At 69.9% G+C, this 24,134-nt stretch carries 19 protein-coding genes; 9 read left to right on the top strand and 10 right to left on the bottom strand.

The genetic code is table 11. The features are described from left to right. Window positions 1-25 precede the first annotated feature (25 nt). The 5 genes from ABD817_RS32900 to ABD817_RS32880 form a co-directional block, all read right to left on the bottom strand. Complete coding sequence (locus ABD817_RS32900; RefSeq protein WP_344922194.1) at window positions 26-793, bottom strand: CDP-alcohol phosphatidyltransferase family protein; 768 nt, start codon at window positions 791-793, stop codon at window positions 26-28. Beyond that, window positions 771-1,811: an iron-containing alcohol dehydrogenase family protein gene (locus ABD817_RS32895; protein ID WP_344922329.1), complete on the bottom strand. Its 1,041-nt coding sequence runs from the start codon at window positions 1,809-1,811 to the stop codon at window positions 771-773. The genes ABD817_RS32900 and ABD817_RS32895 overlap by 23 nt, the downstream gene beginning before the upstream one ends. 5 nt (window positions 1,812-1,816) lie before the next feature. After that, window positions 1,817-2,551, bottom strand: a complete 735-nt coding sequence (locus tag ABD817_RS32890; RefSeq protein WP_344922192.1) for a phosphocholine cytidylyltransferase family protein — start codon at window positions 2,549-2,551, stop codon at window positions 1,817-1,819. Window positions 2,552-2,656: 105 nt separating this feature from the next. After that, window positions 2,657-3,280 carry a DUF5941 domain-containing protein gene (locus ABD817_RS32885; protein WP_344922191.1) on the bottom strand — a complete coding sequence of 208 codons (624 nt, stop codon included), beginning with the start codon at window positions 3,278-3,280 and terminating at the stop codon, window positions 2,657-2,659. Window positions 3,281-3,351: 71 nt separating this feature from the next. Beyond that, on the bottom strand, window positions 3,352-5,106 hold the full coding sequence (locus ABD817_RS32880; RefSeq protein WP_344922190.1) for a CDP-alcohol phosphatidyltransferase family protein: 1,755 nt from the start codon (window positions 5,104-5,106) through the stop codon (window positions 3,352-3,354). Between the two features lie 155 nt (window positions 5,107-5,261). On the opposite strand from ABD817_RS32880, the gene ABD817_RS32875 reads away from it, so the two are divergent. Then, window positions 5,262-6,701, top strand: a complete 1,440-nt coding sequence (locus ABD817_RS32875; protein ID WP_344922189.1) for an SDR family oxidoreductase — start codon at window positions 5,262-5,264, stop codon at window positions 6,699-6,701. A gap of 5 nt (window positions 6,702-6,706) precedes the next feature. Here ABD817_RS32875 and ABD817_RS32870 read toward each other — a convergent pair whose 3' ends face one another. Further along, window positions 6,707-7,726: a glycosyltransferase family 2 protein gene (locus ABD817_RS32870; RefSeq protein ID WP_344922328.1), complete on the bottom strand. Its 1,020-nt coding sequence runs from the start codon at window positions 7,724-7,726 to the stop codon at window positions 6,707-6,709. A 66-nt stretch (window positions 7,727-7,792) separates the two neighbouring features. On the opposite strand from ABD817_RS32870, the gene ABD817_RS32865 reads away from it, so the two are divergent. The 3 genes from ABD817_RS32865 to ABD817_RS32855 all read left to right on the top strand — a co-directional run bounded on the left by ABD817_RS32865 (window position 7,793) and on the right by ABD817_RS32855 (window position 10,453). Continuing rightward, window positions 7,793-9,289 (top strand): LCP family protein, encoded by a 1,497-nt coding sequence (locus ABD817_RS32865; protein WP_344922187.1) that lies wholly within the window; start codon window positions 7,793-7,795, stop codon window positions 9,287-9,289. Between the two features lie 57 nt (window positions 9,290-9,346). Then, window positions 9,347-9,715 carry an STAS domain-containing protein gene (locus tag ABD817_RS32860; RefSeq protein ID WP_344922185.1) on the top strand — a complete coding sequence of 123 codons (369 nt, stop codon included), beginning with the start codon at window positions 9,347-9,349 and terminating at the stop codon, window positions 9,713-9,715. Between the two features lie 342 nt (window positions 9,716-10,057). Further along, a complete protein-coding gene (locus ABD817_RS32855) occupies window positions 10,058-10,453 on the top strand; it encodes an STAS domain-containing protein (RefSeq protein WP_344922182.1) in 396 nt (131 codons plus the stop codon). 249 nt (window positions 10,454-10,702) lie between these two features. Here the strand turns inward: ABD817_RS32855 and ABD817_RS32850 are convergent, their stop codons facing one another. The 3 genes from ABD817_RS32850 to ABD817_RS32840 form a co-directional block, all read right to left on the bottom strand. After that, window positions 10,703-11,752, bottom strand: coding sequence for a LacI family DNA-binding transcriptional regulator (locus ABD817_RS32850; RefSeq protein WP_344922181.1), 1,050 nt, complete (start codon window positions 11,750-11,752; stop codon window positions 10,703-10,705). Window positions 11,753-11,759: 7 nt separating this feature from the next. Continuing rightward, complete coding sequence (locus ABD817_RS32845) at window positions 11,760-14,306, bottom strand: glycoside hydrolase family 3 C-terminal domain-containing protein (RefSeq protein ID WP_344922180.1); 2,547 nt, start codon at window positions 14,304-14,306, stop codon at window positions 11,760-11,762. A 200-nt stretch (window positions 14,307-14,506) separates the two neighbouring features. Then, window positions 14,507-15,856, bottom strand: a complete 1,350-nt coding sequence (locus ABD817_RS32840; RefSeq protein WP_344922179.1) for a DUF1996 domain-containing protein — start codon at window positions 15,854-15,856, stop codon at window positions 14,507-14,509. Window positions 15,857-16,223: 367 nt separating this feature from the next. Here ABD817_RS32840 and ABD817_RS32835 point away from each other — a divergent pair, with 367 nt between their 5' ends. Together ABD817_RS32835 and ABD817_RS32830 are read left to right on the top strand one after the other, a co-directional pair. Then, window positions 16,224-19,232, top strand: coding sequence for a galactose-binding domain-containing protein (locus tag ABD817_RS32835; RefSeq protein ID WP_344922178.1), 3,009 nt, complete (start codon window positions 16,224-16,226; stop codon window positions 19,230-19,232). Between the two features lie 297 nt (window positions 19,233-19,529). Then, window positions 19,530-19,916 (top strand): RidA family protein, encoded by a 387-nt coding sequence (locus ABD817_RS32830; protein ID WP_344922177.1) that lies wholly within the window; start codon window positions 19,530-19,532, stop codon window positions 19,914-19,916. A gap of 156 nt (window positions 19,917-20,072) precedes the next feature. Here ABD817_RS32830 and ABD817_RS32825 read toward each other — a convergent pair whose 3' ends face one another. Continuing rightward, a complete protein-coding gene (locus ABD817_RS32825; RefSeq protein WP_344922176.1) occupies window positions 20,073-20,492 on the bottom strand; it encodes a YchJ family protein in 420 nt (139 codons plus the stop codon). A 334-nt stretch (window positions 20,493-20,826) separates the two neighbouring features. Between ABD817_RS32825 and ABD817_RS32820 the strand changes: the two genes are divergently transcribed. From ABD817_RS32820 to ABD817_RS32810, 3 genes are all read left to right on the top strand, one after another. After that, window positions 20,827-21,306, top strand: coding sequence for a hypothetical protein (locus ABD817_RS32820; protein ID WP_344922175.1), 480 nt, complete (start codon window positions 20,827-20,829; stop codon window positions 21,304-21,306). Continuing rightward, window positions 21,303-22,646 carry a KGGVGR-motif variant AAA ATPase gene (locus ABD817_RS32815; protein WP_344922174.1) on the top strand — a complete coding sequence of 448 codons (1,344 nt, stop codon included), beginning with the start codon at window positions 21,303-21,305 and terminating at the stop codon, window positions 22,644-22,646. Before ABD817_RS32820 ends, ABD817_RS32815 begins: the two co-directional genes overlap by 4 nt. 86 nt (window positions 22,647-22,732) lie before the next feature. Next, the gene (locus ABD817_RS32810; protein WP_344922173.1) at window positions 22,733-24,100 is read left to right on the top strand and encodes a hypothetical protein; all 1,368 of its coding nucleotides are present in this window, start codon (window positions 22,733-22,735) and stop codon (window positions 24,098-24,100) included. Window positions 24,101-24,134: the final 34 nt, after the last annotated feature.

Raw genomic sequence — 24,134 nt, 5'->3', positions numbered from 1 at the left:
ACGCGCCCGGACGCCATCCGGTTCCTCATGAGAGCCGCCTGGACGCCAGAATGCTGACCAGATGCATGATCATCTGCAGCACGGCGACGATCACGCAGGCCACCACGAGGATCCTCGTCGCCGCCAGCCCCCCGTTGAGCGCGTCCCAGATCGCGGCGACCACCACGAGGAGGGACAGCTCGACCGCCTGCACGATCCGGTGGAACCTCAGCGCCGCGGCCGCCTTGCGCGCCATGCCCAGACCGCGCGACCGGAAGTGCTCGGCCGAGGCCTCGGTCGCCGCGACCAGCCCGGAGCGGGCGCGGGCCACGTCGACCAGGTCGGTCTCCGCCTTGATCAGGATGGCGCCGAGCGCGGCGGCGAACCCGATCACGGTGTACCAGTCGGGCAGGATCTCCGACGCCCGGAAGCCCAGTCCGATGAGGATCGCGGCCTCGGCGAAGTAGTGGCCGACCCGGTCGAGGTAGACGCCGGTGATGGAGGTGCGGCCGGTCCAGCGGGCCAGCTCTCCGTCGGAGCAGTCGAGCAGCAGGTACAGCTGGACCAGCAGGGCCGCGAGGACGGCCGCCCAGAGTCCGGGCAGCGCGAGCACGGCTCCGGCCAGCAGGCCGGTGAGGATCATCAGCCAGGTGGTCTGGTTGGGCGTGATCGGCGTCTTGGCGAGGAACCAGGTGACGTAGATCGACAGCTTGCGCATGTAGAGAGCGCCCGCCCAGTGCTCGCCGCTGTTGCGGTCCATGGTCGTGTGCGGCTGGGCCACCGCACGGAGCTCAGCGACCGACGGCCCGGACATAATCCTCCACCCGATCGCGAATCTCCGGCTCCGACAGGCGCAGATGCTCAAGGATCGTGTAGCGGCCGGGGCGCGTGGCCGGGGCCAGCATGACCGCCTCGGTGAACCGGGCCGGTGACAGCCCCACGTCGGCGGGGGTGACCGGCAGCTCGTGCCCGCGCAGGCAGTCGACGACCTGACCGAGCCTCCGCGAGTCCTCGCGGAGGAAGAAACAGAATGCGGCACCTATCCCGGCGAGCTCGCCGTGGTTGGAGGTGCCGGGAAAGAGCTGATCCACGGCATGCAGGATCTCATGGTCTCCGCCACTCGAAGGACGGGAGGAGCCGGCGACCACCATCGACATGCCCGACAGGATGAGCGCCTCGGCCAGCACGGTGAGGAACGCGTCGGACTCGATCGAGTCGGACCTGCCGATCACCGCCTCCGCCGCGGTACGGGCCATCGCGCAGGCCAGGCCGTCGATCGGCTCCCCGCGCTCGCTCGCGCCGAGCTGCCAGTCCTCGATCGCGGAGAGGTTGCTGACCACGTCGCCGACCCCGGATCGGACCAGCGAGGCGGGCGCGTCGTGCACGAAATCGAGATCGACCATGATGGCGAGCGGCATGGGCACACCGAAGGAACCCTTGCCGCCGTCGTGCGACAGCGAGGCCACCGGCGAGCAGATCCCGTCGTGCGACAGGTTGGTGGCCACCGCCACCATCGGGATCCCGGCCAGCGACGCGGCGTACTTGGTCACGTCGATGGTCTTGCCACCGCCGATGCCCACGACCGCCTCGTACGCCCCCTTGCGCAGGTCGGCGCCGAGCGAGATCGCCGCGTCGACCGAGCCGTCGGGCACCCGGAAGACCTCGGCCTTGCCGAGCGAAGGAGTGATCACCGAGGCGATCCTGTCTCCCTGGCCCGCGCCCACCGCCACCGCCACCCGGCCCGAGGTCGCCACCCTGCTGTCGGCCAGCAACGAGCCCAGCTGGGCGACGGCGCCCCGGCGCACCTCCATGGACAGGGGGGCCGGGAGCATCCTGGCTAGTATCGGCACGCGATCTCCCGCGCCTTGGCGAGGTCGTCGTGGTTGTCCACCTCGACCCACGGGACGTCGCCGATCGGGGCGACGGCGATCTTCTCCCCGCGGGCGACGAGCTCCTGGTAGCCGTCCTCGTAGTAGAGCTGCGGGTCGCGCTCGAAGGTGGCCTGGAGGGCGTCGGCGAGACGGTCGCCGATGCCGGGACGGATGAGCGTGGCGCCGATGTACTCACCGGCGGCGCCGGCCGGGTCCATCAGCTTGGTGATCAGCCGCAGGTGGCGGTCGTCGTCGAGGGTGACCTTCATCTCCTCGTCGGCGAGCTTCTTGACGTCGTCGACCGCGAGCAGGATGTCGGTGGTCGCCGGCGCGGAGAGCAGCGTCTCCTCCACCGAGACGGGGTGCACCGTGTCGCCGTTGACCAGGAGCACGCCCTGGTCGAAGTAGTCGCGGGCGCACCACAGGGAGTAGGCGTTGTTCCACTCCTCGGCCTTGTCGTTGTGCACGAGGGTGAGCTTCACGCCGTGCCGCCGTTCCAGCTCGGCCTTGCGCTCGTGGACCGCCTGCGCCTGGTAGCCGACGATGACCACGACGTCACGGAGATCGGCGGCCGCGAGGTTGCGCAGCGAGATGTCCATGATCGTGGTGTCGCCGTCGACCGGCACGAGCGCCTTGGGCAGCGTGTCCGTGTACGGCCGCAGGCGTCGTCCGGCCCCGGCGGCCAGCACCATTCCCAGCAACGTGCACTCCTCATTAGGGTGAGAGCCTCCGGCGGGCACTCCTAGGCCCCAAAGATTAGTTGCCTTCAGGCCCTGATCGTGTAATCGAGGGTTTGCCGGGTGTTCTCAATCGTGTGCCCCGAGGTCGGCCGCGTCCACCCCGAACCTCGGGGCGGCCAGCCAGCAGGTGACGCTCTCCCAGGAGAAGAGGCACCACAGGTAGAGCGAGAGCAGGGCGAACACCAGCGTGACCTGCCCGGCGAGCCCGCCCAGGGCGATCAGCAGCATCCGGCCGTCCCAGCCGAGACCGGATGTGGCCAGCCAGGACGGCGGGTAGACCCGCTGCCTCAGCCGGTAGACGACGTCGTAGTGGTGGAAGGCCATCGCGCCGAGCAACATGAAGATCAGCCCCGGCGGCACGTCGTGCGCGAAGCCCACCGAGGCCACGAAGCCGTACTCGGTGAGGCGCAGGATCGGCGGCACCAGCCAGTCGAGCCGGCCGTCGTGGGGGTGGGAGCTGCCGGGCCCGGCCAGCAGCAGCGCCACCGCGGGGGCGAACACCGCCAGCCCGTCGCTGCCGGCCACGCCGACCAGCAGCAGCACCCCGGTCACGAACATCCCGACGATCGCGGGCGGCAGTGGCGGGAGCTGCCCGGCCACCAGGGCGCCCATGCCCCTCGACAGCACCCCGTCGTCGCGGTAGGCGACGACGGCGCTTCGCGGCACCGGCGCCATGTGCACGGAAATCATGATCGCACCTGCTCCTCTCCCTCGCCTGGCGGGAGATCCGCCCCGCCGGTCATGGACCCCGCCGTCTCCGGTCATCGGCTGAGCGACCTTCCCGTCCGGCCCGAGAGGATGTAGAGGGCGGCGATCCCGCCCCAGACCAGCAGCGCGATGAAGGTCACCCGGGCGTTGAAGAGGGCGGCGGTCACCGCGATCAGGGCCATCCGCTCCCCGATGGGCAACACGATGATCTTCTTGAACCAGCGGGTGGGCGACGCCTTCTCCATGCCCCGCGAGAGCCGCAGGATCAGGTTGCCCGCACCGGGCCCGGCACCGGGCGCGGCGGCGGCCCTTCCCAGGGGGTCCACCCGCCCGTCCTCGGGACCCATCCGCCCGTCCCCGGGATCCGGCTCGCCTCCCGTACGGGCGACCGGTGCGGCGGCCCGGTCATCGCCGTCACCTGCTCCGATGTCGCCTCCCCCCAGGTCGCCTTCGCCCTCGCTCGCGACCGGCGTCCATCCCGCGTCGGCCCCCGCGTAGGCGGCCCGTCGCTCCGGCCGCCTCGCGGCACCGGCCGGGTCGGTCAGCGAACCCGCCGCCCTGACCCAGGCGGCGCCCACCCGGCTCGCGTCGGCACGCGCCCCCGCGTACGAGAAGTCGATCATGTGACGGAGCATCTGCAGGATCATCGCGGACACCGCCAGCGCCCAGATGCCGTCCGGCCCGCCGCCCGCGACCTCCAGCCCGGCCGCGTACCCGATGGCGAGGCCCAGGTAGACGGCGTACTCCTTGACGCGGTCGAAGGTGGCGTCCAGCCACGCCCCGAGCGGCGAGAAGGCGCGGGTGTAGCGGGCGAGCTGGCCGTCGACGCAGTCGAGCACGAACGACAGGTAGAGCAGGACCGCCCCGGTGACCATGCCGGACCTGGTGCCCACGGAGAACCAGACCGCGGCGAGCGCGGCGAGGCCGACGGATATGCCGGTGACCGCGTTCGGCGTGAGGCCGAGCCGGGCGGCCGGCTTCACGAGGTGCCTGGACCAGGAGCTCACCGCGTACGTGGCGAAGAAGCCGTCGTTGGACTTGACCGCGGCGTCCAGCCTGGCCTCGTTCTCGTCGACCTCGGCCAGCCGGGACACGGCCGCGTCGGCGTCCGCCTGCCCGGTCATCCGGTCGGCGCGCAGGCGGCCGAGCCTGGCCGCGCGCACCTGGGCGCCGGAGCGGACCAGGCCGACCAGGAGCAGGCCGGGGACCTCGCCGCCGTCCATCGGGCCGAAGCCGCCCGACTCGGCGAGCTCGGCGAGCCTCTCGGCCGTCTCGGCGAAGCCCGCGAGGTCGGGTACGCCGACCTGGAGCGCGCCCCTGAAGGTGCCGTTGGTCTCACCCGCCTCGTGGAAGGAGGTGCCCGCGGCCACCACGGACCTGCTGTCGGTCCTGACCGGCGGGCGCGTCGGCCCCGGGTCGTCGCCCCGCTGGCTCACCAGCGCGGCGGTGTCGCGGGCCGGGTGCTCCACGAGCATGGCCAGCGCCTCGGTGTGCGCCACCAGGTCACCGGCGACCACCAGCACCGGGCCGATGGACGAGCGGGCCACCTTCGCGATCCTGCGCAGATCGTCGGCGAGCCCTCTCGACCCCTCGGTCCCGATCATGTGGGTGCCGCCGGACGCGTGGATGATGTCGCTGGAACGGGCCACCACGTGCACGTCCCGTACGGGAAGCGTGGCGAGCTGGCCGGTCAGCCTGTCGAGGAGGGTCCCGCCGGAACATCGGAGGCCAGACGCCTCGGTGGTGGCGAGCACGACCGCGACCGCCTGTGAGGCGCCGGACGAGGCGTTGGCGTGAGGGTCAGGCAATCCGGGCTCCTTCGTATCCGACGGGATCACCGTACGAATCGGGGAGTGCGCACTCAGCGTAGCTAGATCTTGACGGGATAGCACGGGAGCACGCCGGACGATCAAGTACGCACCCATTACGCTCGCCATATCCGAACTGTCAAAGGAATCTGATCGTGGCCGAACGTGAACCGCGTCCCCGAACCGTCGGTGTGATCCTGGCAGGCGGCGTCGGCCGGCGCGTCGGCCACGACACGCCCAAACAGCTGCTGGAGATAGCGGGCAGGACAATTCTCGAACACACCCTCGCCCTGTTCCAGGGGGCACCGGAGATCGACGAGATCATGGTCCTGATGGCCCCCGGCTTCACCGGGGAGGTGGAGCGGATCGTCGAGCGCGGCGGCTTCACGAAGGTGACCGGGATCCTGGAGGGGGGCGCGAGCCGCCCGGAGACCACCTGGCGGGCGCTGCGGGCCCTGGGCACCCGGGAGTGCCACGTGCTGCTGCACGACGCCGTACGGCCGCTGACGGAGCCCAGGATCATCGCCGACTGCGTCGAGGCGCTGCGGACCTTCTCCGCGGTCGAGGTGGCGATCCCGAGTTCCGACACGATCGTGGTGACCTCGCGGGGGCCGCACGGGGAGGTCGTCAGCGACGTCCCCGACCGCGCCGGCCTGCGCCGCGTCCAGACCCCGCAGTGCTTCCGGCTCTCGGTGATCCGCGAGGCGTACGAGCGCGCCTTCGCCGACCCCGGCTTCGGCGACCGGCCGCCCACCGACGACTGCGGCGTGGTGCTGCGCTACCTGCCCGACGTGCCGATCCACGTGGTGCCGGGCAGCGAGCGGAACATGAAGGTCACGCACCCGGTGGACCTCTTCGTCGCCGACGGGCTCCTCAGGCTCGCCGCGAGCGACGTCCCCGCCCGCCCCGACGCCACCCTGCGCGAGGCGCTGGAGGGCAGGACCGTGGTGGTCTTCCGCGCGGACGACGGCGCCGGCGCCGAGGTGGCGCGGCTGGCCGGACAGCACGGCGCCCGCGTGTTCCCCTTCTTCTCCGGAACACCGAGCCTCCCGGGCTCCCCGGAAACATTGGGCTCCTCCGGCGCGCCCCGCCTTTCCGGCGTACCGGACGGGGTGCGCGTCGACGACCCCCGGGCGGTGGCCGACGCGCTCGCCCGGGTCGTGAAGGAGACGGGCGGGATCGACTACGTGGTCGGCGCGGCGGGCGCGCCACCCCCGGGCAGGCTCGACGCGGTGGACGACGCCGCGATCGCCGGTGCCGTGAACGCGGACCACCTGGGCCCCGTCACCGTCGCCAGGGCGGCCCTCCCCCACCTTCGCGAGACGCGGGGGCAGCTGCTGTTCCACTCCCCCTCGCCTACCCGGGACGGGGTGGGCGAGGGCCTGCGCTCCTTCGCGGGAGCCGCCGTGGCCGGGCTGACCCGGGCCCTCGCGCGGGAGTGGGCGGAGTACGGGGTCCAGGTCAACTGCGTGGATCCCGGGCGGGCCGGAGCCACGACGCCGCCGGGCCCGTCCTCCCCGTACGCCGTCGCCCGCACCTCGCTGGACGTGCTCGCCTCCGGCGTCACCGGTCAGGTGATCGACGCCCGCCCCTGACGGGGTCAGCCCGGCTTGCCGAGCCTTCGCGGGCTGGTCAGGAAGCCCCAGCCCCACGACATGTGCATGGTGACGTAGACGAGCGGCAACCGGACGAGCGCCGGGGTGGGCAGGCCGCTGCCGGTGACCACGGAACCGGCCAGGATCGCCGCCAGGTAGCCGCCGGGGATGAGCAGCCCCGGCCAGAAGATCGGGGAGACCAGCAGGCCCGCCAGGATGGCGAGCACGGCCAGGGGAGGCGCCAGGTAGCGCAGGTTGATCGTGCCCTCGTGGGTGCGGGCGACCACCCTGCGCCAGCGGCCGTAGTGGAAGTACTGCTTGGCGAGGGCCTTGAGGTCGGGCCTCGGCCGGTAGGAGACGCGCATCCGGGGCTGGAACCAGACCAGGCCGCCCGTCTCGCGGATGCGGTGGTTCATCTCCCAGTCCTGGGCCCGCTGGAAGTGCTCGTCGTAGCCGCCGACCCGCTCCAGCGCGGCGCGGCGGAACACGCCGAGGTAGACCGTGTCGGCCGGGCCCGCGGTGCCGCCGGTGTGGAACCGGGCGCCGCCGACGCCGATCTTGGACGTCATCGCACGGGCCACGGCCCGCTCGAACGGCGTGACGCCCTCGGCCGCCATGACGCCGCCCACGTTGTCGGCGCCGGTCTCCTCAAGGGTCTCCACCGCGACCTGGAGGTAGTCGTCGGGGAGCATCGCGTGGCCGTCCACCCTGGCGATGATCGCGTTGCCGGACGCGGCGATGGCCGCGTTGAGCGCGTTGGGAGTGCGGCCGGTCGGGTTGGGGACGACGACCACGCGGGGGTCGTCGGCCGCGATCTCGTCGGCGACCTCCTGGGTACGGTCGCGGGAGGGGCCGATCGCGAGCACGACCTCGATCGGCCCCGCGTACCGCTGCGACAGCACCTGACGCACCGCCTCCCGCAGATGGCGCTCCTCGTTCAGCACCGGGATGACGATGGAGATGGGGGGCCAGACGCGTGTCTCTGAAGACGACGCCGGCGCGGGCGAGTCGGGGAACTGCTTCATGGCGTCGCTCACGCTACTGTACGAACGGGTACCTCATCGACCCAGCTGGAGCCTAGGGGGCCATGCATGCGCGACCCGGAGGAGGATTCGGGTGTGCACGTGGGCGGCGACGCCTACGGAAGCGTCCGGGTGAACCCGAGGCGCGATCGCAGGTCGGCGAGGGGCGCCCGCACCAGGCGGCGCGGCCTCGTGATCGCCGGCGCGCTCTCCTGCCTGGTTCTGGGCAGTTCCGGGGTGACGTGGGCGCTGACCAACTACGCCACGACGAAGATCAAGGCGGTCGACGCCGGGGTGGCGGGGTCGCGGTCGAGCACCGGCGCCATGAACATCCTGGTGGTCGGCGTCGACAAGCGCGACGATCTCACCCGCAAGCAGCAGAACCAGCTCAAACTGGGCCGCGAGACGGGCGAGCGCACCGACACCATGATGGTGATCCACGTGTCGGAGGACCACCGCAAGGTCACCGTGGTCAGCCTTCCCCGCGACACCTGGACGACGGTCCCCGGCCAGGGCCTGCACAAGATCAACGCCGCCTACCAGCTCGGTGGCCCGAAGCTCGCGACGCGCACGGTGCAGACCGCCACGGGTCTCACCCTCCACCACTACGTCGAGGTCAACGTGCTGGGGTTCATCGAGGTGGTCGACGCGCTCGGCGGGATCTCGGTCTGCACGCCGGTCCCGATCAACGACCCGAAGACCGCGCTCGACCTGGCGCCGGGCACGTACTCCTTCGACGGCGTCAAGGCCCTCGCCTACGCCCGCACCCGCGCCACCGCCCGCTCCGACCTCGACCGCATCGACCGCCAGCAGCAGGTGATCTCCGCCCTGCTGAACCAGGCGCTCAGCGGCGAGACGCTGACCAACCCGGTCAGGCTCGCCTCGTTCGTCGACACGACCCTCGACACGATCCGGGTGGACGACGCGCTCCGCGGGGACCTGCTCGGCCTGGCCGACCAGCTCAAGGACGTCTCCACCGACGACGTGACCTTCGCCACGGTCCCGCTCGCGGACGTCGACTACAAGACGCCGACCGGCGAGTCCGCCGTGCTCTGGGACAAGGAGGCGGCCAAGGAGCTGTTCCGCAGGATCGCCGCCGACGAGACGCTCGTCAAGCCCGCCAAACCCGCCAAGGCCACGCCCACCCCGACGGCCTCCCCCTCGGCGCCCGCGCTCACCGTCGCGCCCTCGCGGATCGCCCTCACGGTGCTCAACGGCACCACGATCACGGGTCTTGGCGCGCAGACCAGGGCGGACCTACAGAGGGTCGGGTTCCTGGTCCCCGAGGTCCCCGGCAACACCCCGCAGAAGGACTTCGACAAGACCGTCATCCGGTACGGCCCCGGCCGCGAGGACTCGGCACGCACCGTCGCCGCCGCGCTGCCCGGAGCGGACCTGCGCCCGCTGGAGAGTCTCGGCGACAAGATCGAGGTGGTTGTCGGCAGGAAACACGCGCCGGCGAAGAAGGTCACCGTGAAGGAGACGGACTCCTCTCCTACCCCGGCCGCCACCCCTGCCACAACTCCCACGGCAAGAACAGCAACGGACAATATCTGTAAAAAGTGAGCTACGTGCATAACAACGTTCCGTCAGGGCACCTGAAAGGGCACGGAGGTGATGATCGTGATCTCGACATTCGATGTTCAGACATGGCGCAGTGGCCCCTGTGTGGTCGTACGAGCGGCGGGCGAGCTCGACATGGCCGTGGCTCCCCGGTTGCGTGCGGAGCTCGACCACGCCCTGGACGGCGCCGGAAGCCCGAACCTGGTGATGGATCTCACGGGCGTGCCGTTCTGCGACTCGGTGGGGCTGGGAGTCCTCGTGAGCACGCTCACCCGGCTCAAGGAGGCCCACGGCCGCCTCATGCTGGTGGTGAGTCCCGGCATGATCACCCATCTGCTGACGATCACGAATCTCGACCGGCACTTCGAGACGCGGGACAACCTGCGCGAAGCGCTCGACGCCATGGCACCGAGCCACTCCCCGGGCTGACCCCACCCAGCTCAGACCCACTTTCCCACCCGGCTCAGCGTCCTCTCCCGCCGCCTGGGAAGCACCCTCACCACGCCCTCACGACCCTGCGCGGGCACGGCTACAAAGCTGTTTCCTGGAATAGCTGGCACATATCCACGTTGGCATCTACACTTCGCTTCGAAGCTACACGATCACGGAAAGCGATGATTCGCACCGTTAGGGAGTATCGTGGCTTCAGGTCGTCCACCCCCTCCGTGCCCGCACGGCACGACCGGGGAGACGACGAGCTGAGGCCAGGCGTCCGAGCGACACCCCCTGGCCGGATACGTACATTCACGTGAGCCTGCAGGGAAGTGGGCGATGAACGCACTTCAACTCACGAGCGAGCACGCGAGCGACTTCGTGGTCATCACGGTGGCCGGGGAGCTCGACCTCGCCACCAGACCGGACCTGGCAGCCTTCACCCGGGACGTCATCGACGCCCGCCCCGGCACGGTCATCATCGACCTCGCCGGTATCACCTTCATCGACGCCTGCGGCCTGAGCGCGCTGATCGCCGTCAAACGGCACGCCCGCGAACAGGGCACGCCGCTGCTCCTCGCCGGAGCCCCACCCGTGGTTCTCAAGCTTCTGAGACTCACCAACCTCGACGCGTCCTTCACCGTGATCTCCCGCTCGGGAGCGATGAGCCCTCCGCCGGGCTGTTCCGAGGCCGCCTCACCCATCCAGGCGGCCTTCCCCCTCGCCGACCGCTAGAGACCCCCTGCCCCGAAGCGCGCGAGCGGCGGCCGGGGGCCGTCCGGCGCGCGAAGAGCGCGACCGGGTACGGCTCGCCGTCGCGAAAACGGCATTTTCTGTCGTACCGGATCAGGGCACGGCGTGCCGCATCAGGGCAGGGTAAAACAGGGTGATCTCCTCAGAGGGTGGAGATCCTTCCGCGCGGCGTCCACGTACGAACGTTCGCCCCGGTGGCCCGGTGGAACGGTGACGGGCGGCCGGTCCGGGTCAGGCCGACTCCCTGATCACCAGGGTCGGTTCGAAGATCCGTGAGGTCACCGGGTGGTCCGGATGCTCGATGTGGGTCAGCAGCAGCCGTCCCATCTCCGCGGCCATGTCCTCGACGGGATGGCGGACGGTGGTGAGCGGCGGGCGGCAGGCCAGCGCCGCACTGCTGTCGTCGAAGCCCACCATGGCCACGTCGCCGGGCACGCTGCGCCCGTGCTGGCGCAGCACCAGCAGGGCCCCCTGGGCCATCAGGTCGTTGGCCGCGAAGACGCCGTCGATGTCGGGATGCTCGGCGAGCAGCCGTTCCATCGCCACCTCGCCGCTGGGGAGGGTGAAGTTGCCCTCGGCGCAGGGGATGTAGGGGTGGCCGTGGACGGCCATCGCCTCCTGGAAGCCCGCCAGGCGGTCCTGGCTGGCCGGGACGTCGAGCGGGCCGGAGATGGTCGCCAGCCTGCGGCAGCCCCGGGCGACGAGATGGTCGGCGGCCAGCTTGCCCCCGGCCCGGTGCCCGACGTCGACGTAGCTGATCGGGATCGGCCTGGCCGGTCTGGCGAAGAGCACCGCGGGCAGCGAGGCGTCGGCGAGCAGCTTGGGCAGCGTGTCCTCGGTGCTGATGGAGACCAGGATGGCCCCGTCCACGTTGCCCTGGCGCAGGTAGGCGATGACCTGGTCGCGGGTCTCCGGGGTGTCGGCGAACATCAGGATCGGGTAGATGCCCAGCGGACGCAGGAAACCGACGACGCCCCCGGCCACGCGCCCGAAGAACGGATCGGCGAAGACGTGGCCGGGAAACGGGCTCTCCTGGCTGCCGCCCGCCCCGGAGACGATCAGGGCGATCGTCCCCGTGCGGCGGGTGACCAGTGACCGCGCGGCCTGGTTGGGAACGTAGCCGGTGAGGGCGATCGCCTGCTTGACCTTCTCCTGGATCGCGAGGTCGACGTTGCGAATCCCGTTGATCACCCGCGAGACCGTGGCGCGGGAGACTCCCGCCGCCCGCGCCACATCCTCCAAGGTGGGGGGTGCCGACACTCGCGGTAGGCCTTCGCTCATAGGGCTTTTATAGCACAGCGAGAGAGCGCTCTCCCGAGACCTCTCGCGGGGTCGGCGGCTCCGCGCCGAGAAGCACCTCGGCGCTCAGCGGCAGGTCGGCGGCCGACCGTCCGGCCAGCACCGTGAAGGCCCCCTCCTCGGCCCGCCAGGCGTGATCCTCGGCCGACCAGTGCTGGAAGGCCCGTGCCGGGACGTCCACCGTGACCTCGACGACCTCGCCGGGCCCCGCGTCGACGAGGGCGTAGCCGGCCAGCCAGCGCGCGGGACGGGCCACGCCCGTCTCCGGCCGGGACAGGTAGACCTGGACGACCTCGCGCCCGGCGCGCTCGCCGGTGTTGCGTAGCCGTACCCGGACGGACGGCGGGCTCTCCGGGGAGACGTCCCAGGTCGCCGAGATGTCCTCGTAGGACCAGGAGGTGTATCCGAGCCCGTGCCCGAACCAGTACGCGGGCGGCGCGGGCCGTCGCAGCCAGGCGCGGTACCCGATGTCGAGACCCTCGGAGTAGGTGAGCGTCCCGTCCTCGGGGACGGTGGAGACGAGCGCCCTGTCGGCCCAGGTCGTGGGCAACCGGCCACCGGGCTCGGCACGGCCGAACAGGACGTCGGCGAGGCCGTGCCCCGCCTCCTGCCCGGGGAACCAGCTCAGGAGCACGGCCGGCACCTCCTCGCGCCACGGCAGGACCATGGGGCCCCCGGAGTTGACGACCACGACGGTCGCCGGGTTGACCTCGGCCACCGCGCGGACCAGCTCGTCCTGGCGTCCCGGCAGGTCAAGGTGCGTACGGTCGGCGCCCTCGTTCTCGATCTCCTCCGTGGAGCCGACCACGACGATGACGGCGTCGCAGGTACGGGCGAGCTCGACCGCGGCGGCCAGCTCCACCTCGTCGGCGCGCCGGGGCGGGTCCGCGGCCAGGACCGAGGCGATCCCGCTGCCGGGGTCGAGCCGCCGCCGGGAGACGAGCTCCACGTCCCGGCCCGCCGTCACGGGGAACCGGGCGCGCCGGTACGGCGGGGACAGGTGCACGGTGGCGGGGTCGTCGGTGTCACGCTCCACCTCCTCGTCGACCAGGACGCGGCCGTCCGCCTCCAGGAGGACGTGACCCCATCCGGCGACGGCCAGCTCCCAGAGGCCGTCCACCTCCGGGCTGAGCAGGGCGCGGATCTCGACGACGGCGGCGGCGTCGATCCGCGCGGGTTCCAGGATGCGGCCGGTCAGCCGGTGCTCGGCGTGGATCTCCGCCCCGGTGGCGTCCAGCAGCCGGACCAGGACTCCGGGCTCGCCGGTCAGGGGGTTACGGGCGTTGTCCGTGCCCAGCGGGGTCGGCCGGTCGTCGAGGTGCGGGCCGGGGGTGTGGAACACCTCCGCCGTACCGGACAGCGCCTCCCGGATGCCGTCGAGGGGAGACACCACGGACACGGGGTACACGCCCGCGCTGCCGCCTCCCTGGATCCGGGCGGCGGCGGCGTTCGGCCCGAGCACGGCGACCCTGCGCAGGCGCGCGGGATCGAGGGGGAGCAACGAGTCCTCGTTGCGCAGGAGCACGGTGCTCGCGGCGACGGCCCGGCGCAACAGCGCGCGGGCGGAACCGTACCCTCCCTCCTCGCCGTGACCTCCCTGTTCGCCGCCGTACGTCTCCCTCTCGCCGCCGTCCTCCCGTCCGGCGGGATCCGGGAGGAGGAGAGCGGCATCGGCGGTGGGGTCCAGCGCGCCGACCCGGGAGGCCAGCCTGAGCAGGCGCCGGACCTTGTCGTCGATCGCGGCCTCCGGCACCTCGCCCGCGCGCACCGCGGCGACCAGCGCCTCTCCCCAGGCGCCCTCCGGTCCCGGCATCGCGAGGTCCTGCGCGGCGCGGGCGGCGGGAGCGGTGGAGCGGACGCCTCCCCAGTCCGACACGACCACCCCGTCGAACCCCCACGCCTCCTTGAGCGGGTCGGTCAGGAGAGGGCTCTCCGACATCGTGGACCCGTTCACCCCGTTGTAGGCGGACATGACGACCCAGACGCCCGCCTCCACCGCGGCCTCGAACGGCGCCATGTACAGCTCGCGCAGGGTCCGCTCGTCGACACGGGCGTCGAGGGTGAGCCGCTCGGTCTCGGAGTCGTTGGCGACATAGTGCTTGGCGGTGGCCGCCACCCCGCCCGCCTGGATGCCGCGGACGCAGGCGACGCCGATCCTGCCGGTCAGCAGGGGGTCCTCGGAGTAGCACTCGAAGTGGCGTCCGCCGAGCGGCGAGCGGTGCAGGTTGAGCGTCGGGGCGAGCAGGACGTCCACGCCCTTGCGCCGCGCCTCGGCGGCGAGCAGCCCGCCCAGCAGCTCCACCAGGTCGTCGTCCCAGGTCGCGGCCAGCGCGGTCGCGGAGGGCAGGGTGAGGGAGGTGCTCCGCTCGTCCCAGCCCTCCCCGCGCACGCCGACCGGGCCGTCGGAGGTGACCATGGCCCGCAGCCCGATGCCCGGCTCGGCGTGGGTGGACCACACGGTCGCCCCGGTGAGCAGCCGCACCTTGCGTTCCAGGTCCAGCTTCTCCACCAATCGGTCGAGCTCGTCGATGCTCACGTGGTTTCCCTTCGCTGTCGGAGAGCGCTCTCCAGTACGTCACGGCGGCCCCGCGCTGTCAATGTCCGGGTACGGACACACCGGGTACGGACACACCGGGTACGGACACACCGGGACCCGCGCCGGAAAAGCACGTGCCCGGCCCCGGCCCGCGGGTGCCGGAGTCCGGGGCACCCGAGGCCGGAGCCGGGCACATGCGGTCAGGGAAGCTCGAAGTTCTCGGTGAGGGCGGCGCCGCGGTGCGGCTTGTACAGGTCGTAGCCGCGCGGGTTGCACTGGAGGCCACCGTTGATGCAGTGGGTCACCAGGGCGTCGAGGATGGCGGGGTTGTCCCAGGCGTTGAAGAAGTCGTAGTGCCAGGTGTAACCGCGCCCGCTGGCCAGCCGCGCCTGCGACAGGTCACCGCTGGCGGGGAAGGCGATCTTGAACTCCAGCATCGGCACCGCCACCGGGTGGCTGGGCGGGCAGTAGCCGCCGACGGGGTAGGCCATGTGGCTCTTGTGGTTGGCGCTGTCGAGGTTGACGCCGTCCCAGCAGCTCGGCGCCTGGTAGCGGACGTTCACCTGGCTGCCCGCCACGCAGGACGTCGGGATGTCCCAGCTCTTGGAGATGTCGCCGCACTCGAAACCCTCGACGGCGCCGGGGGAGTCGCGGAACTCCGCGAGCGTCGCGGTCGGGCTGCCGACGACGAAGCGCAGGCTCTGCGGGAAGGGCTGAACCTCCCAGTAGTTGAGGATGCCGGACTTGTAGTAGATGACCTGGTTGCCGGTCGGCTCGATCAGCTGGTTGCCCTTGTAGAAGCTCGGGAACCAGTAGGCCGACCTGTCGTGCGGGTTGGTGCACGAGGTGCCGCCACCGAGGAGCGAGGACGCCGTGCTGCTCGCGTTCGTCGTCCTGTTGCCGACGAAGGTGTGCATGTGCGAGGCGCCCGGCAGGCCCGGGTAGATGATCGGGTCGTCGGGCCGGTTCGCCGTCGGGGAGCAGTTGGCCTGGAACTCGTGGTGCGTGACCTCGTCGGTGAACGTCGGCTTCGGCCTCGGGGTGACCGGCGAGCCGCCACTGCCGTAGATCTTGAACTCCCACAGCGAGTAGCCGTAGCCGGTGCCCCGGGCGGTGCCGTACAGCCGCACGTACCTGCCCGAGCCCGAGACGTTGAGGGTCTGGTTGCCGCCGGTGCCGGTGGTGGTGGAGTAGACGTCCGTCCACGACGAGCCGTTGGCCGAGGTCTGGATCTTGAACGCCTTGCCGTACGCGCCTTCCCAGTTGAGGACGACCTGGGAGATCGTCGCGGTGGCGCCCAGGTCGACCTGGATCCACTGGGGGTCGGCGGCGGCGCTGGACCACCGGGTCCCGGTGCTGCCGTCGAAGGCGGCTCCGGCGCCGTACCCGGCTCCTTGCGAGGAGGAGGCGGTCGCGGGCCGGCTCTGGGAGATCAGGCCGTCCGCCGCGCTGGCCGGGGAGATGATCGCCAGACCGGCCGCGACCAGCGCGGTGAGTGTGGCGGCGACCAGTCCCAGGCGGAATCTGACGGGACTTCGGGATGGGCGCATTGCCTCTCCTTCAGTGGGGGGTGGCCGTTGGGAACGGCGCAGGGAGAGCGCTCTCCTATGAGGTTGATCCTCCCTGTTGCGAATTGTCAAGACGGCAGCCAATTCGATCTGAAACCCGCCGTTCACGTCACCGATACAGAGACGCGCCCGCTTTCCTCCCGCCAACGGGTCGGCGGACATGCGAGAAAGTGGGATTTGAAGGGATATGTCCACTGGGAAGAAGTTTCCGGTGCGTGAGCAGCGCGTTTCGATCTCACGGCAAGAAGGGCCTTGACACCGCTCGATCTCCGGGAGCACCCTCGGTTACGGAGAGCGCTCTCCCCCCTCGCCGTCCCCTGGCGGGCATCCCCCCTTTCGAGGAGAGATCGTGTATCCAGCTCGTAGTTCGGGCCGCTCCCGGTTATGCCTGATCGTCGCCGCCCTGGCGGCACTGGTCCTTTCCGGGCTGGCGTTCACCAGCCCCGCGTCCGCGGCCGACGGCCTGCTGTCCCAGGGCAAGACGGCGACGGCCTCGTCATCCGAGGGCGCCGGGTACGTCGCGTCGCTGGCCGTCGACGGAAACCTGACGGGAACCCGGTGGGCCAGCGCGTTCAGCGACCCGCAGTGGCTCCAGGTGGACCTCGGCGAGACGGCCACGATCAGCCGGGTGGTGCTGACCTGGGAGGCCGCGTACGGCAGGGCCTTCAAGCTCCAGACCTCCGCCAACGGCTCGTCGTGGACCGACATCTACTCCACCACCACCGGAACCGGCGGCACCCAGACCCTGGACGTGACCGGTTCCGGCAGGTACGTACGGATGTACGGCACCGCCCGGGGCACCGGCTACGGCTACTCGCTGTGGGAGTTCCAGGTCTACGGCAGCACCGGCGGTCCCCAGGAACCGGAGGAGCCCGAGGAGCCCGGCGCCTGGACCGACGTGTGGAGGGACGACTTCAACGGTCCGGCCGGCACCTCCCCCTCGGCCACCAACTGGATCCTGCGCACCGGCACCTCCTACCCCGGCGGCGCCGCGAACTGGGGCACCGGCGAGGTCGAGACCATGAGCGCCTCGACGGCGAACGTCTACCTCGACGGCACCGGCAACCTGAACATCAAGGCGATCAAGGACGGCGCGGGCAACTGGACCTCCGGCCGGATCGAGACCCAGCGCACCGACTTCGCGCCGCAGCCGGGTGAGCTGCTCAGGTTCAGCGCCCGGCTCAAGCAGCCCGACGTCGCGAACGCCCTGGGCTACTGGCCCGGCTTCCGCGCGACCGGCGCCGCCTACCGGGGCAACTACAACAACTGGCCGTCGGTCGGCGAGACCGACATCATGACGGGCGTCAACGGCCGCAACCAGCTGGCCAACACCCTGCACTGCGGCACCGCGCCCGAGGGGGTGTGCAACGAGTACAACGGCCGTACCAGCGGTTTCGCCACCTGTGACGGCTGCCAGACCGGCTACCACGAATACGCCCAGGTCATCGACCGCACCAAGACCGACGAGGAGATCCGCTTCTACCTCGACGGCAGGCAGACCTGGGTCGTCCGCCAGAGCCAGGTCGGCGTCACGGCGTGGCGGGCGGCCCTGCATCACGGCTTCTACCTCCGCCTCGACCTCGCCATCGGCGGCTCGCTGCCCAACGCGCTCGCGGGAACCACGACGCCGACCGCCGCCACCACCTCCGGCGGCGTGCTGAGCGTGGACCAGATCTCGGTCGCCAGGCAGATCGGCACCGTCCCCGCCGCGATGACCGACCCGGCGACCCCCGCCGGGCCGAGCGTCGTCAGGGTGACCGGCTCGCAGGGCAACTGGCAGCTCCAGGTGAACGGCGCCCCGTACCAGCTCAAGGGCCTGACCTACGGCCCGCCGCAGGCCGCGGCCGACGGCTACATGCGCGACCTCAAGAACATGGGCGTCAACACGATCCGCACCTGGGGCGTCGACGACACCCACACCCCGACGCTGCTGAACCGGGCGGCCCAGCAGGGCATCAAGGTCGTCGTCGGGCACTGGCTCAACCAGGGCGCCGACTACGTCAACGACACCGCGTACAAGAACAGCGTGAAGAACGAGATCGTCGCCCGCGTCAACGCCCTCAAGAACCACCAGGGCGTGCTCATGTGGGACGTCGGCAACGAGGTCATCCTCACCATGCAGGACCACGGCCTGCCCGCCGACGTGGTCGAGCAGCGGCGGGTGGCGTACGCGAAGTTCGTCAACGAGGTCGCGCAGGCGATCCACGCCGCCGACCCCAACCACCCGGTCACCTCCACCGACGCCTACACCCACGCGTGGACCTACTACAAGGCCCACTCCCCCGCGCTCGACCTGCTCGCGGTCAACTCCTACGGCGCCATCCACACCGTGAAGCAGGACTGGATCAACGGCGGGTATACCAAGCCATACATCGTCACCGAGGCCGGGCCCGACGGTGAGTGGGAGGTGCCCAACGACGTCAACGGCGTGCCCAACGAGCCGACCGACCTGCAGAAGCGGGACCAGTACACCGCCAGCTGGAACGCGATCAAGGGTCACCCCGGTGTCGCGCTCGGCGCGACCGAGTTCCACTACGGCCTGGAGAACGACTTCGGCGGGGTGTGGCTCAACACCACCACCGGCGGCTGGCGCAGGCACGGCTACCACGCGCTCAAGGCGGCCTACACCGGGCAGCCCTCCGCGAACACCCCTCCGGAGATCACCTCGATGACGGTCGGCTCGCAGACCGCCGTCCAGGCCGGGAAGACCTTCACCGTCGAGGTCGCCGCGACCGACCCGAACAACGACCTGATCCGCTACAACCTGATGTTCAGCAACAAGCACATCAACGGCAACCGCGGCTTCGACAACGTCAGGTTCACCCAGACCGGCCCCGGCAGGTTCACGGTGACCGCGCCCGAGCAGATGGGCGTGTGGAAGGTGTACGTGTACGCCTTCGACGGGCACGGTAACGCGGGCATCGAGCAGCGGTCGTTCCGTGTGGTCCCGCCGACGGTCGCCGGGACCAACGTGGCGCTCGGCAAGCCGACCACCGCCTCCTCCTACCAGGCGACCGGCGACGGCGGCCCGTTCACCCCCGGCCGGGCCACCGACGGCAGCTTCACCTCCCGCTGGGCCAGCGAGTGGGCCGACCCGCAGTGGATCCAGGTGGACCTCGGCGCGACCACCGCGATCAGGCACGTCCAGCTCGGCTGGGAGGCCGCGTACGGCAGGGCGTACCAGATCCAGACCTCCACCAACGGCACGACCTGGACCAACGTCCACACGACCACGACCGGCGACGGCGGGTTCGACTCCATCGACCTCACCGCGTCGGCCAGGTACGTCCGGGTGAACCTCACCCAGCGCGGCACGGCGTACGGCTACTCCCTCTGGGAGTTCGGCGTCTACAGCTAGGCGCGGCCACTCGCCTCACGAGTCCGGCGTCCGCGCCTGACAGCTGAGATCCCGCACGCGCGGAACCCGGCCCGAGATCCTGCCTCGGGCCGGGTTTTCGCTGCCCGGCGCCTGTCCGGCGTCTACCCGGCGTCGCGGGCGGCCAGGCGGTCAACCGGGCAGCCCGTCAAATCCGTCGACACGGGCCCGTTCGTCCAGCAGACTCATCCTCGCGGCCTCGGTAGACGATCTTTGGCGACGCGCCTGATCCCACCGGAGACGTTCCGCTACCCGGCGAACGATCGAGAAGGAACCCTCATGGAGACCGTGACACACAGCCCGGCCGAAGGTGTCTACGCCCCCACCGGCGGCTACGCGCACGCCATCGAGGTGCGTAACGCCGAGCGTCTGTTGTTCGTCTCCGGGACGATGGGGCTCGATCCGGCGGGAGTCCCCGGAGGAACGCTCGCGAAGCAGCTCGACCTCATCTGGTCGAACCTCCGGGTCATTCTCGCCTCCGCCGGCATGACCGTGGACAACGTCGTGCGGGTCACCAGCTACCTGCGAGACGCGTCCTACGCCGAGGCGAACGCGACGGCTCGCGTGGCGGCCCTGGGCGACCGCGTCGTCCCGACCACGGTGATCGTCGCCGAAACGCTCGTCGGCGAATGGCTCGTCGAGATCGAGGTGATAGCCGCGGGCTGACGAGAGCCGGTTCGGCAAGCCCGGCCGAAACAGGCGGGCAGGTCGAAGAGCGGCCTGAGGCGCGACAAAAGCCACGCGGGCCGGGCGCTTCCTGCCATCTTCGACCCCGCGACCGCTCTCACATGCTGTCGCCGCCTCACCGGAACAAGACGGCCGCTACACCGCCCCCACGTACACCCAGTCGCCCCCGTGCCGGGCGAAGCGGCTGTGCTCCTCCATGTGGCCCGCCTCTCCGCGCTCGACGTAGTGGGCGCGGAAGCGGACGGTGCCCTCGGTGTGGAAGGCGCTGCCGCCTGTCGTCTCCAGCACCTCCAGCCGCGTCCACCGGAGCCCGCCGCCGAGGTCGACGCCGGGCGGACGCGTCGACGGGTGCCAGGTGCGCAGGAGATACCCGGCGTCACCGACGCCGAAGGCGCTGAACCTCGACCGCATCAGCGCCTCGGCCGTCGTCGCGGACGCCTCCCCCCGATGCAGCCGCCCGCAGCAGTCCCCGTACGGCGCGGGCAGCCCGCACGGACACGAGGCGCCGGACGCGGGCGCGGAACGAACTCGGGACCGTGAATCACGTCGTGGCACGTCCCCCAGTATGCCCTTCGAGAGAATCTCTTCCGTGATCATCATGCGGGAACACGTCGAGTCCGGATCTACCGGTGGCCGCTCTTCGGTGAGGTGACGCCACGGCCCATCGGTGTGCTCTACGAGCTCCGTTCTCGGCACTCGTCTCCGGTGTCGAAGAAGACGCTGAGATACTCCTCAAGCCCGAGGTCGCTGTTCCGGAGGAGGGAGAAAGCCCTCCGCGCACCGCGACGCGCCACAGAGAGTTGGCGACGGCCCCTTGGCGCCGACTCCACCGGGCTGACGTTCCCCGAGAGACCCACGCGTTCGTGCCGTAGCTGAATAGGATCTGGGCGTGTCCCAGACGTTTTCCCACGAGCAGCACTATGCTCGGGCCGCTCGCCGTCACTACGAAGACGCGACCTACCTTCACGACGATGCCCGGCTGCCTAACGCCGACCACCACTACGGCTTCGCGGTGGAATGCGCTCTGAAAAGCCTCCTGTTGCGGTACCTGAGTGCGACCATGGCACCGCTGAAGCCCGGCGGTAAGCCGTCTCTTTGGCCATGGACCCCCGGTGCGAGCGGCAAGCCTCAGAAGTACGGGCACCTGCCTGAGATCTGGTCCGACGTGGCGATGCTGGTCCGTGGCCGATCTGGTAGCACACTGGCCGCTGTGTTGACCTCTACCGACCCTTTCGCCACCTGGGATGTCGCCGACCGTTACCACGGCGCCCCGTCGCTCAGCACCCACACGATGAAGGAGCGCAAAGAAGCCGCCATCCGAATCCTCACTCTGCACGAGCAGGCGATCATCACCGGGATCCTCCGGTGAGTCACTCCTTCGACATCGTGCGTTTCGACGAGGCCCGGCCCATCGCCCTTGCCATGGCCTATGAGGTGGCGGCCGAGGGCATCGATGTCGTGCTGATGCGCGATGTGCTCGGGCGTCTTTGCCTGGCTCTCGACGACAGTGCCGGGACGCCTTCACAGGACACCGTTGCCCGTTGGCGTGCCGAACTGACCGAACGCCTCGGCCCGTACGCCGCTCCCAACCCTGTACTGCTGGCTTCCGAACTGTTCGCGGCGGAGGCCGTCTTCAGCTCCCCCCGAGTGGTCGATGAACCGGGACTGGAAAGCCACCCGGGACAAGGACGCGTACGCGCGCTCGACAACACCGTGGTAGGTGAAGATTGGGCGCATGTCACCACGCCTCCGGCCGAAGTGGCCGGCGTCAGGACGGCGCGCATCGCGCTGTACGGCTTCAAGGGCGGCGTCGGTCGGTCCACGGCCACGTTCATGCTCGGGAAGCATCTCGCCGACCAGGGACTCTGCGTCCTTGTCGTCGATCTTGACCTGGAGTCGCCCGGCTCCGGCCCTCTCCTCCTCAGTGAGGACGCCGCACCCCAGTACGGTTTGGTCGACCATCTCGTCGAGTCCGCTCTCGGCAACGCCGACGGGCTGGACCTGGTGGAACGAGCGTCCGGTGTCGTGTTCACCGGCAACGGCGAATTGTGGGTCGCTCCGGCGCGAGGCCGGGGATCGGACCGCGCGCCGTACGCGTATGTCGACAAGCTCAACCGAGTCTATGCGGACGCTCCCAGCGGCATGTTCCCTTCCTTCGCCGACCGACTGGAGCACTCCGTGACGGCCTGCGAGCTGGCTGTCGCGGAACGGAGCCGCCGCCCGGACGTAATTCTTCTCGACAGCCGAGCGGGAATTCACGATATTGCCGCTATCACCATCTCGCGGCTGTGCGATCTTGCGCTGCTTTTCGGCTCCGACAACAGTCAGACGTGGCGCGGCTACCATGACCTGTTCTCGGCCTGGAGAACGTCTGGTCAGGCGGAAGCCATCCGTGAGAAGCTACGAATGGTTGCCTCAATGGTTCCGGACAAGCGACGTGCCGACTATCTAGAGACATTCCAAGACCATTCCTGGACATGCTTCTCCGTACTTTACGATGACCTACCGGCTGACGACTCGACCGGCTTCAACCCAAGCCCTGAGGACACTTCTGCCCCGCACTACCCCATCCCGATCCTGTTCACCCAGGATCTGGTCGGCCTCGACGGAGCGACCAGTCCTGGGTGGAGTGAACGAACATTTGTGCAGGCCGCGTATGGTGAGTTCTTGGACACCGCCACCCGCCTCATCGTCGAAGGGCTCCAATGACCGCCGTTATCGGAGTCGAGGAACTCCGCGCGCTGCTCAGCGCCTCGCTCCCAAGCGCGCAGGACGCGGATACCATCGAGCCAACGGTGAGCACCCTGTTCACCCCAGACAGTCACCGTCTCGCCCTGGACGTAGACGTCACCGTCGTCAAGGGTGGCCGTGGCGTTGGTAAGACGTTCTGGTTCCGGTCGCTGCTCGATGACCAATTGCGCACGGTGGCGGCTCGCGAATACCGCATCGACCGACTCACCCGGGTGACAGCCCATGCGGGCTATGGCGCGGACAACGCTCCCGAACGATATCCGGGATCTGCGGAACTGCGAAGCCTCGTGGACAGCGGCGCCGCTCCCTGGGATCTATGGAACGCGGTATTGCTCGTTGCGCTCGGCGTACCGGATCTCAACGACGTCCACACGTGGAAGGACCGCATTCAGTGGGTGCGTGAACATCCCGCCGAACGGGACCGGACCATTGCCGAAGCCGACCGGCGGGCCAAGTCCGAGGGAACCCTGCTGTTGATTCTTTTCGATGCCCTGGAGCATCTCCACGGTGACCGCCGCCAAGCGGACCAACTCGTCGCCGGCATTCTCCGACTCGCCCTGGAACTGCGCCTGAGCACCCGCAACATCCGATTTAAAGTCTTCATTCGGCCCGACATGTTCGATGGGGCGCTTCTGTCGTTCCCAGACGCGTCGAAGCTCGCCGCAAACGCGGCCAGTCTCAAATGGTCGCCTCCCAATCTGTACGGACTGCTCTTCCACCATCTCGGCAATCACCCCTCTCCTTCGGCGGAACGATTCCGGGCGGGGATCCCTGACTGGATCGAAGCCACTCCCAGGCGGCATCTTCCGCCTCCCTACCTTCTCGGTGACGAGGAACAGCAGTCCAGGCTGTTCACAACGATCGCCGGGCCCTACATGGGCGCGAACTTCCGTAAGGGCCACACCTACACCTGGCTCCCCAATCATCTGATGGATGGAGTCGAACAGGTCAGCCCACGCAGCTTCCTCAGCGCGCTGACCAAGGCCGTGGAAGAGACCACAGCCAAGTACGCCGCACACGAATACGCCATCCACCACGAAGGCATCCGGCGTGGAGTCCAAGCCGCGTCCACGACTCGGGTGGACGAGATCAAGGAGGATCTGCCTTGGGTGGAGACGGCCATCAAACCCTTGGCGGGGCAGCAGGTGCCGATCGACGAGAGCATCGTGATCGACCTGTGGGCCGAATATGAACTGACGGAAGCCCTTCAACGACAGGCGACGCACCTTGTCGAGGGCGAGAAAGTGAGGACCGGTCCACGGTATCCCGACCAACACCTCGGCCTCATCAAGGAGCTCATCGAACTGGGTGTGATGAGACGCCGCAAGGATGGCCGCATCGATCTTCCCGATGTCTACCGCATCGCCTTCTCCATCGGCCGCAAGGGCGGCGTACCAAAGGTCAGGGCATAGCTACCGGCCTACGTGATGGTCAGAGCAGCATACG

The organism is Streptosporangium oxazolinicum (assembly GCF_039537505.1).
Classification (GTDB): Bacteria; Actinomycetota; Actinomycetes; order Streptosporangiales; family Streptosporangiaceae; genus Streptosporangium; species Streptosporangium oxazolinicum.
Note: the sequence above shows the minus strand (reverse complement) of the source record. Positions and strands in the feature narration are given on the sequence as shown.

What these genes read in the sequence shown, in the direction of transcription:
- ABD817_RS32865 (WP_344922187.1), top strand. Translation starts at nt 7,793, where the DNA reads ATGCGCGACCCGGAGGAGGATTCGGGTGTGCACGTGGGCGGCGACGCC.
- ABD817_RS32840 (WP_344922179.1), bottom strand. Translation starts at nt 15,856, where the DNA reads ATGCGCCCATCCCGAAGTCCCGTCAGATTCCGCCTGGGACTGGTCGCC.
- ABD817_RS32855 (WP_344922182.1), top strand. Translation starts at nt 10,058, where the DNA reads ATGAACGCACTTCAACTCACGAGCGAGCACGCGAGCGACTTCGTGGTC.
- ABD817_RS32885 (WP_344922191.1), bottom strand. Translation starts at nt 3,280, where the DNA reads ATGATTTCCGTGCACATGGCGCCGGTGCCGCGAAGCGCCGTCGTCGCC.
- ABD817_RS32895 (WP_344922329.1), bottom strand. Translation starts at nt 1,811, where the DNA reads ATGCTCCCGGCCCCCCTGTCCATGGAGGTGCGCCGGGGCGCCGTCGCC.
- ABD817_RS32830 (WP_344922177.1), top strand. Translation starts at nt 19,530, where the DNA reads ATGGAGACCGTGACACACAGCCCGGCCGAAGGTGTCTACGCCCCCACC.
- ABD817_RS32900 (WP_344922194.1), bottom strand. Translation starts at nt 793, where the DNA reads ATGTCCGGGCCGTCGGTCGCTGAGCTCCGTGCGGTGGCCCAGCCGCAC.
- ABD817_RS32850 (WP_344922181.1), bottom strand. Translation starts at nt 11,752, where the DNA reads ATGAGCGAAGGCCTACCGCGAGTGTCGGCACCCCCCACCTTGGAGGAT.
- ABD817_RS32870 (WP_344922328.1), bottom strand. Translation starts at nt 7,726, where the DNA reads ATGAAGCAGTTCCCCGACTCGCCCGCGCCGGCGTCGTCTTCAGAGACA.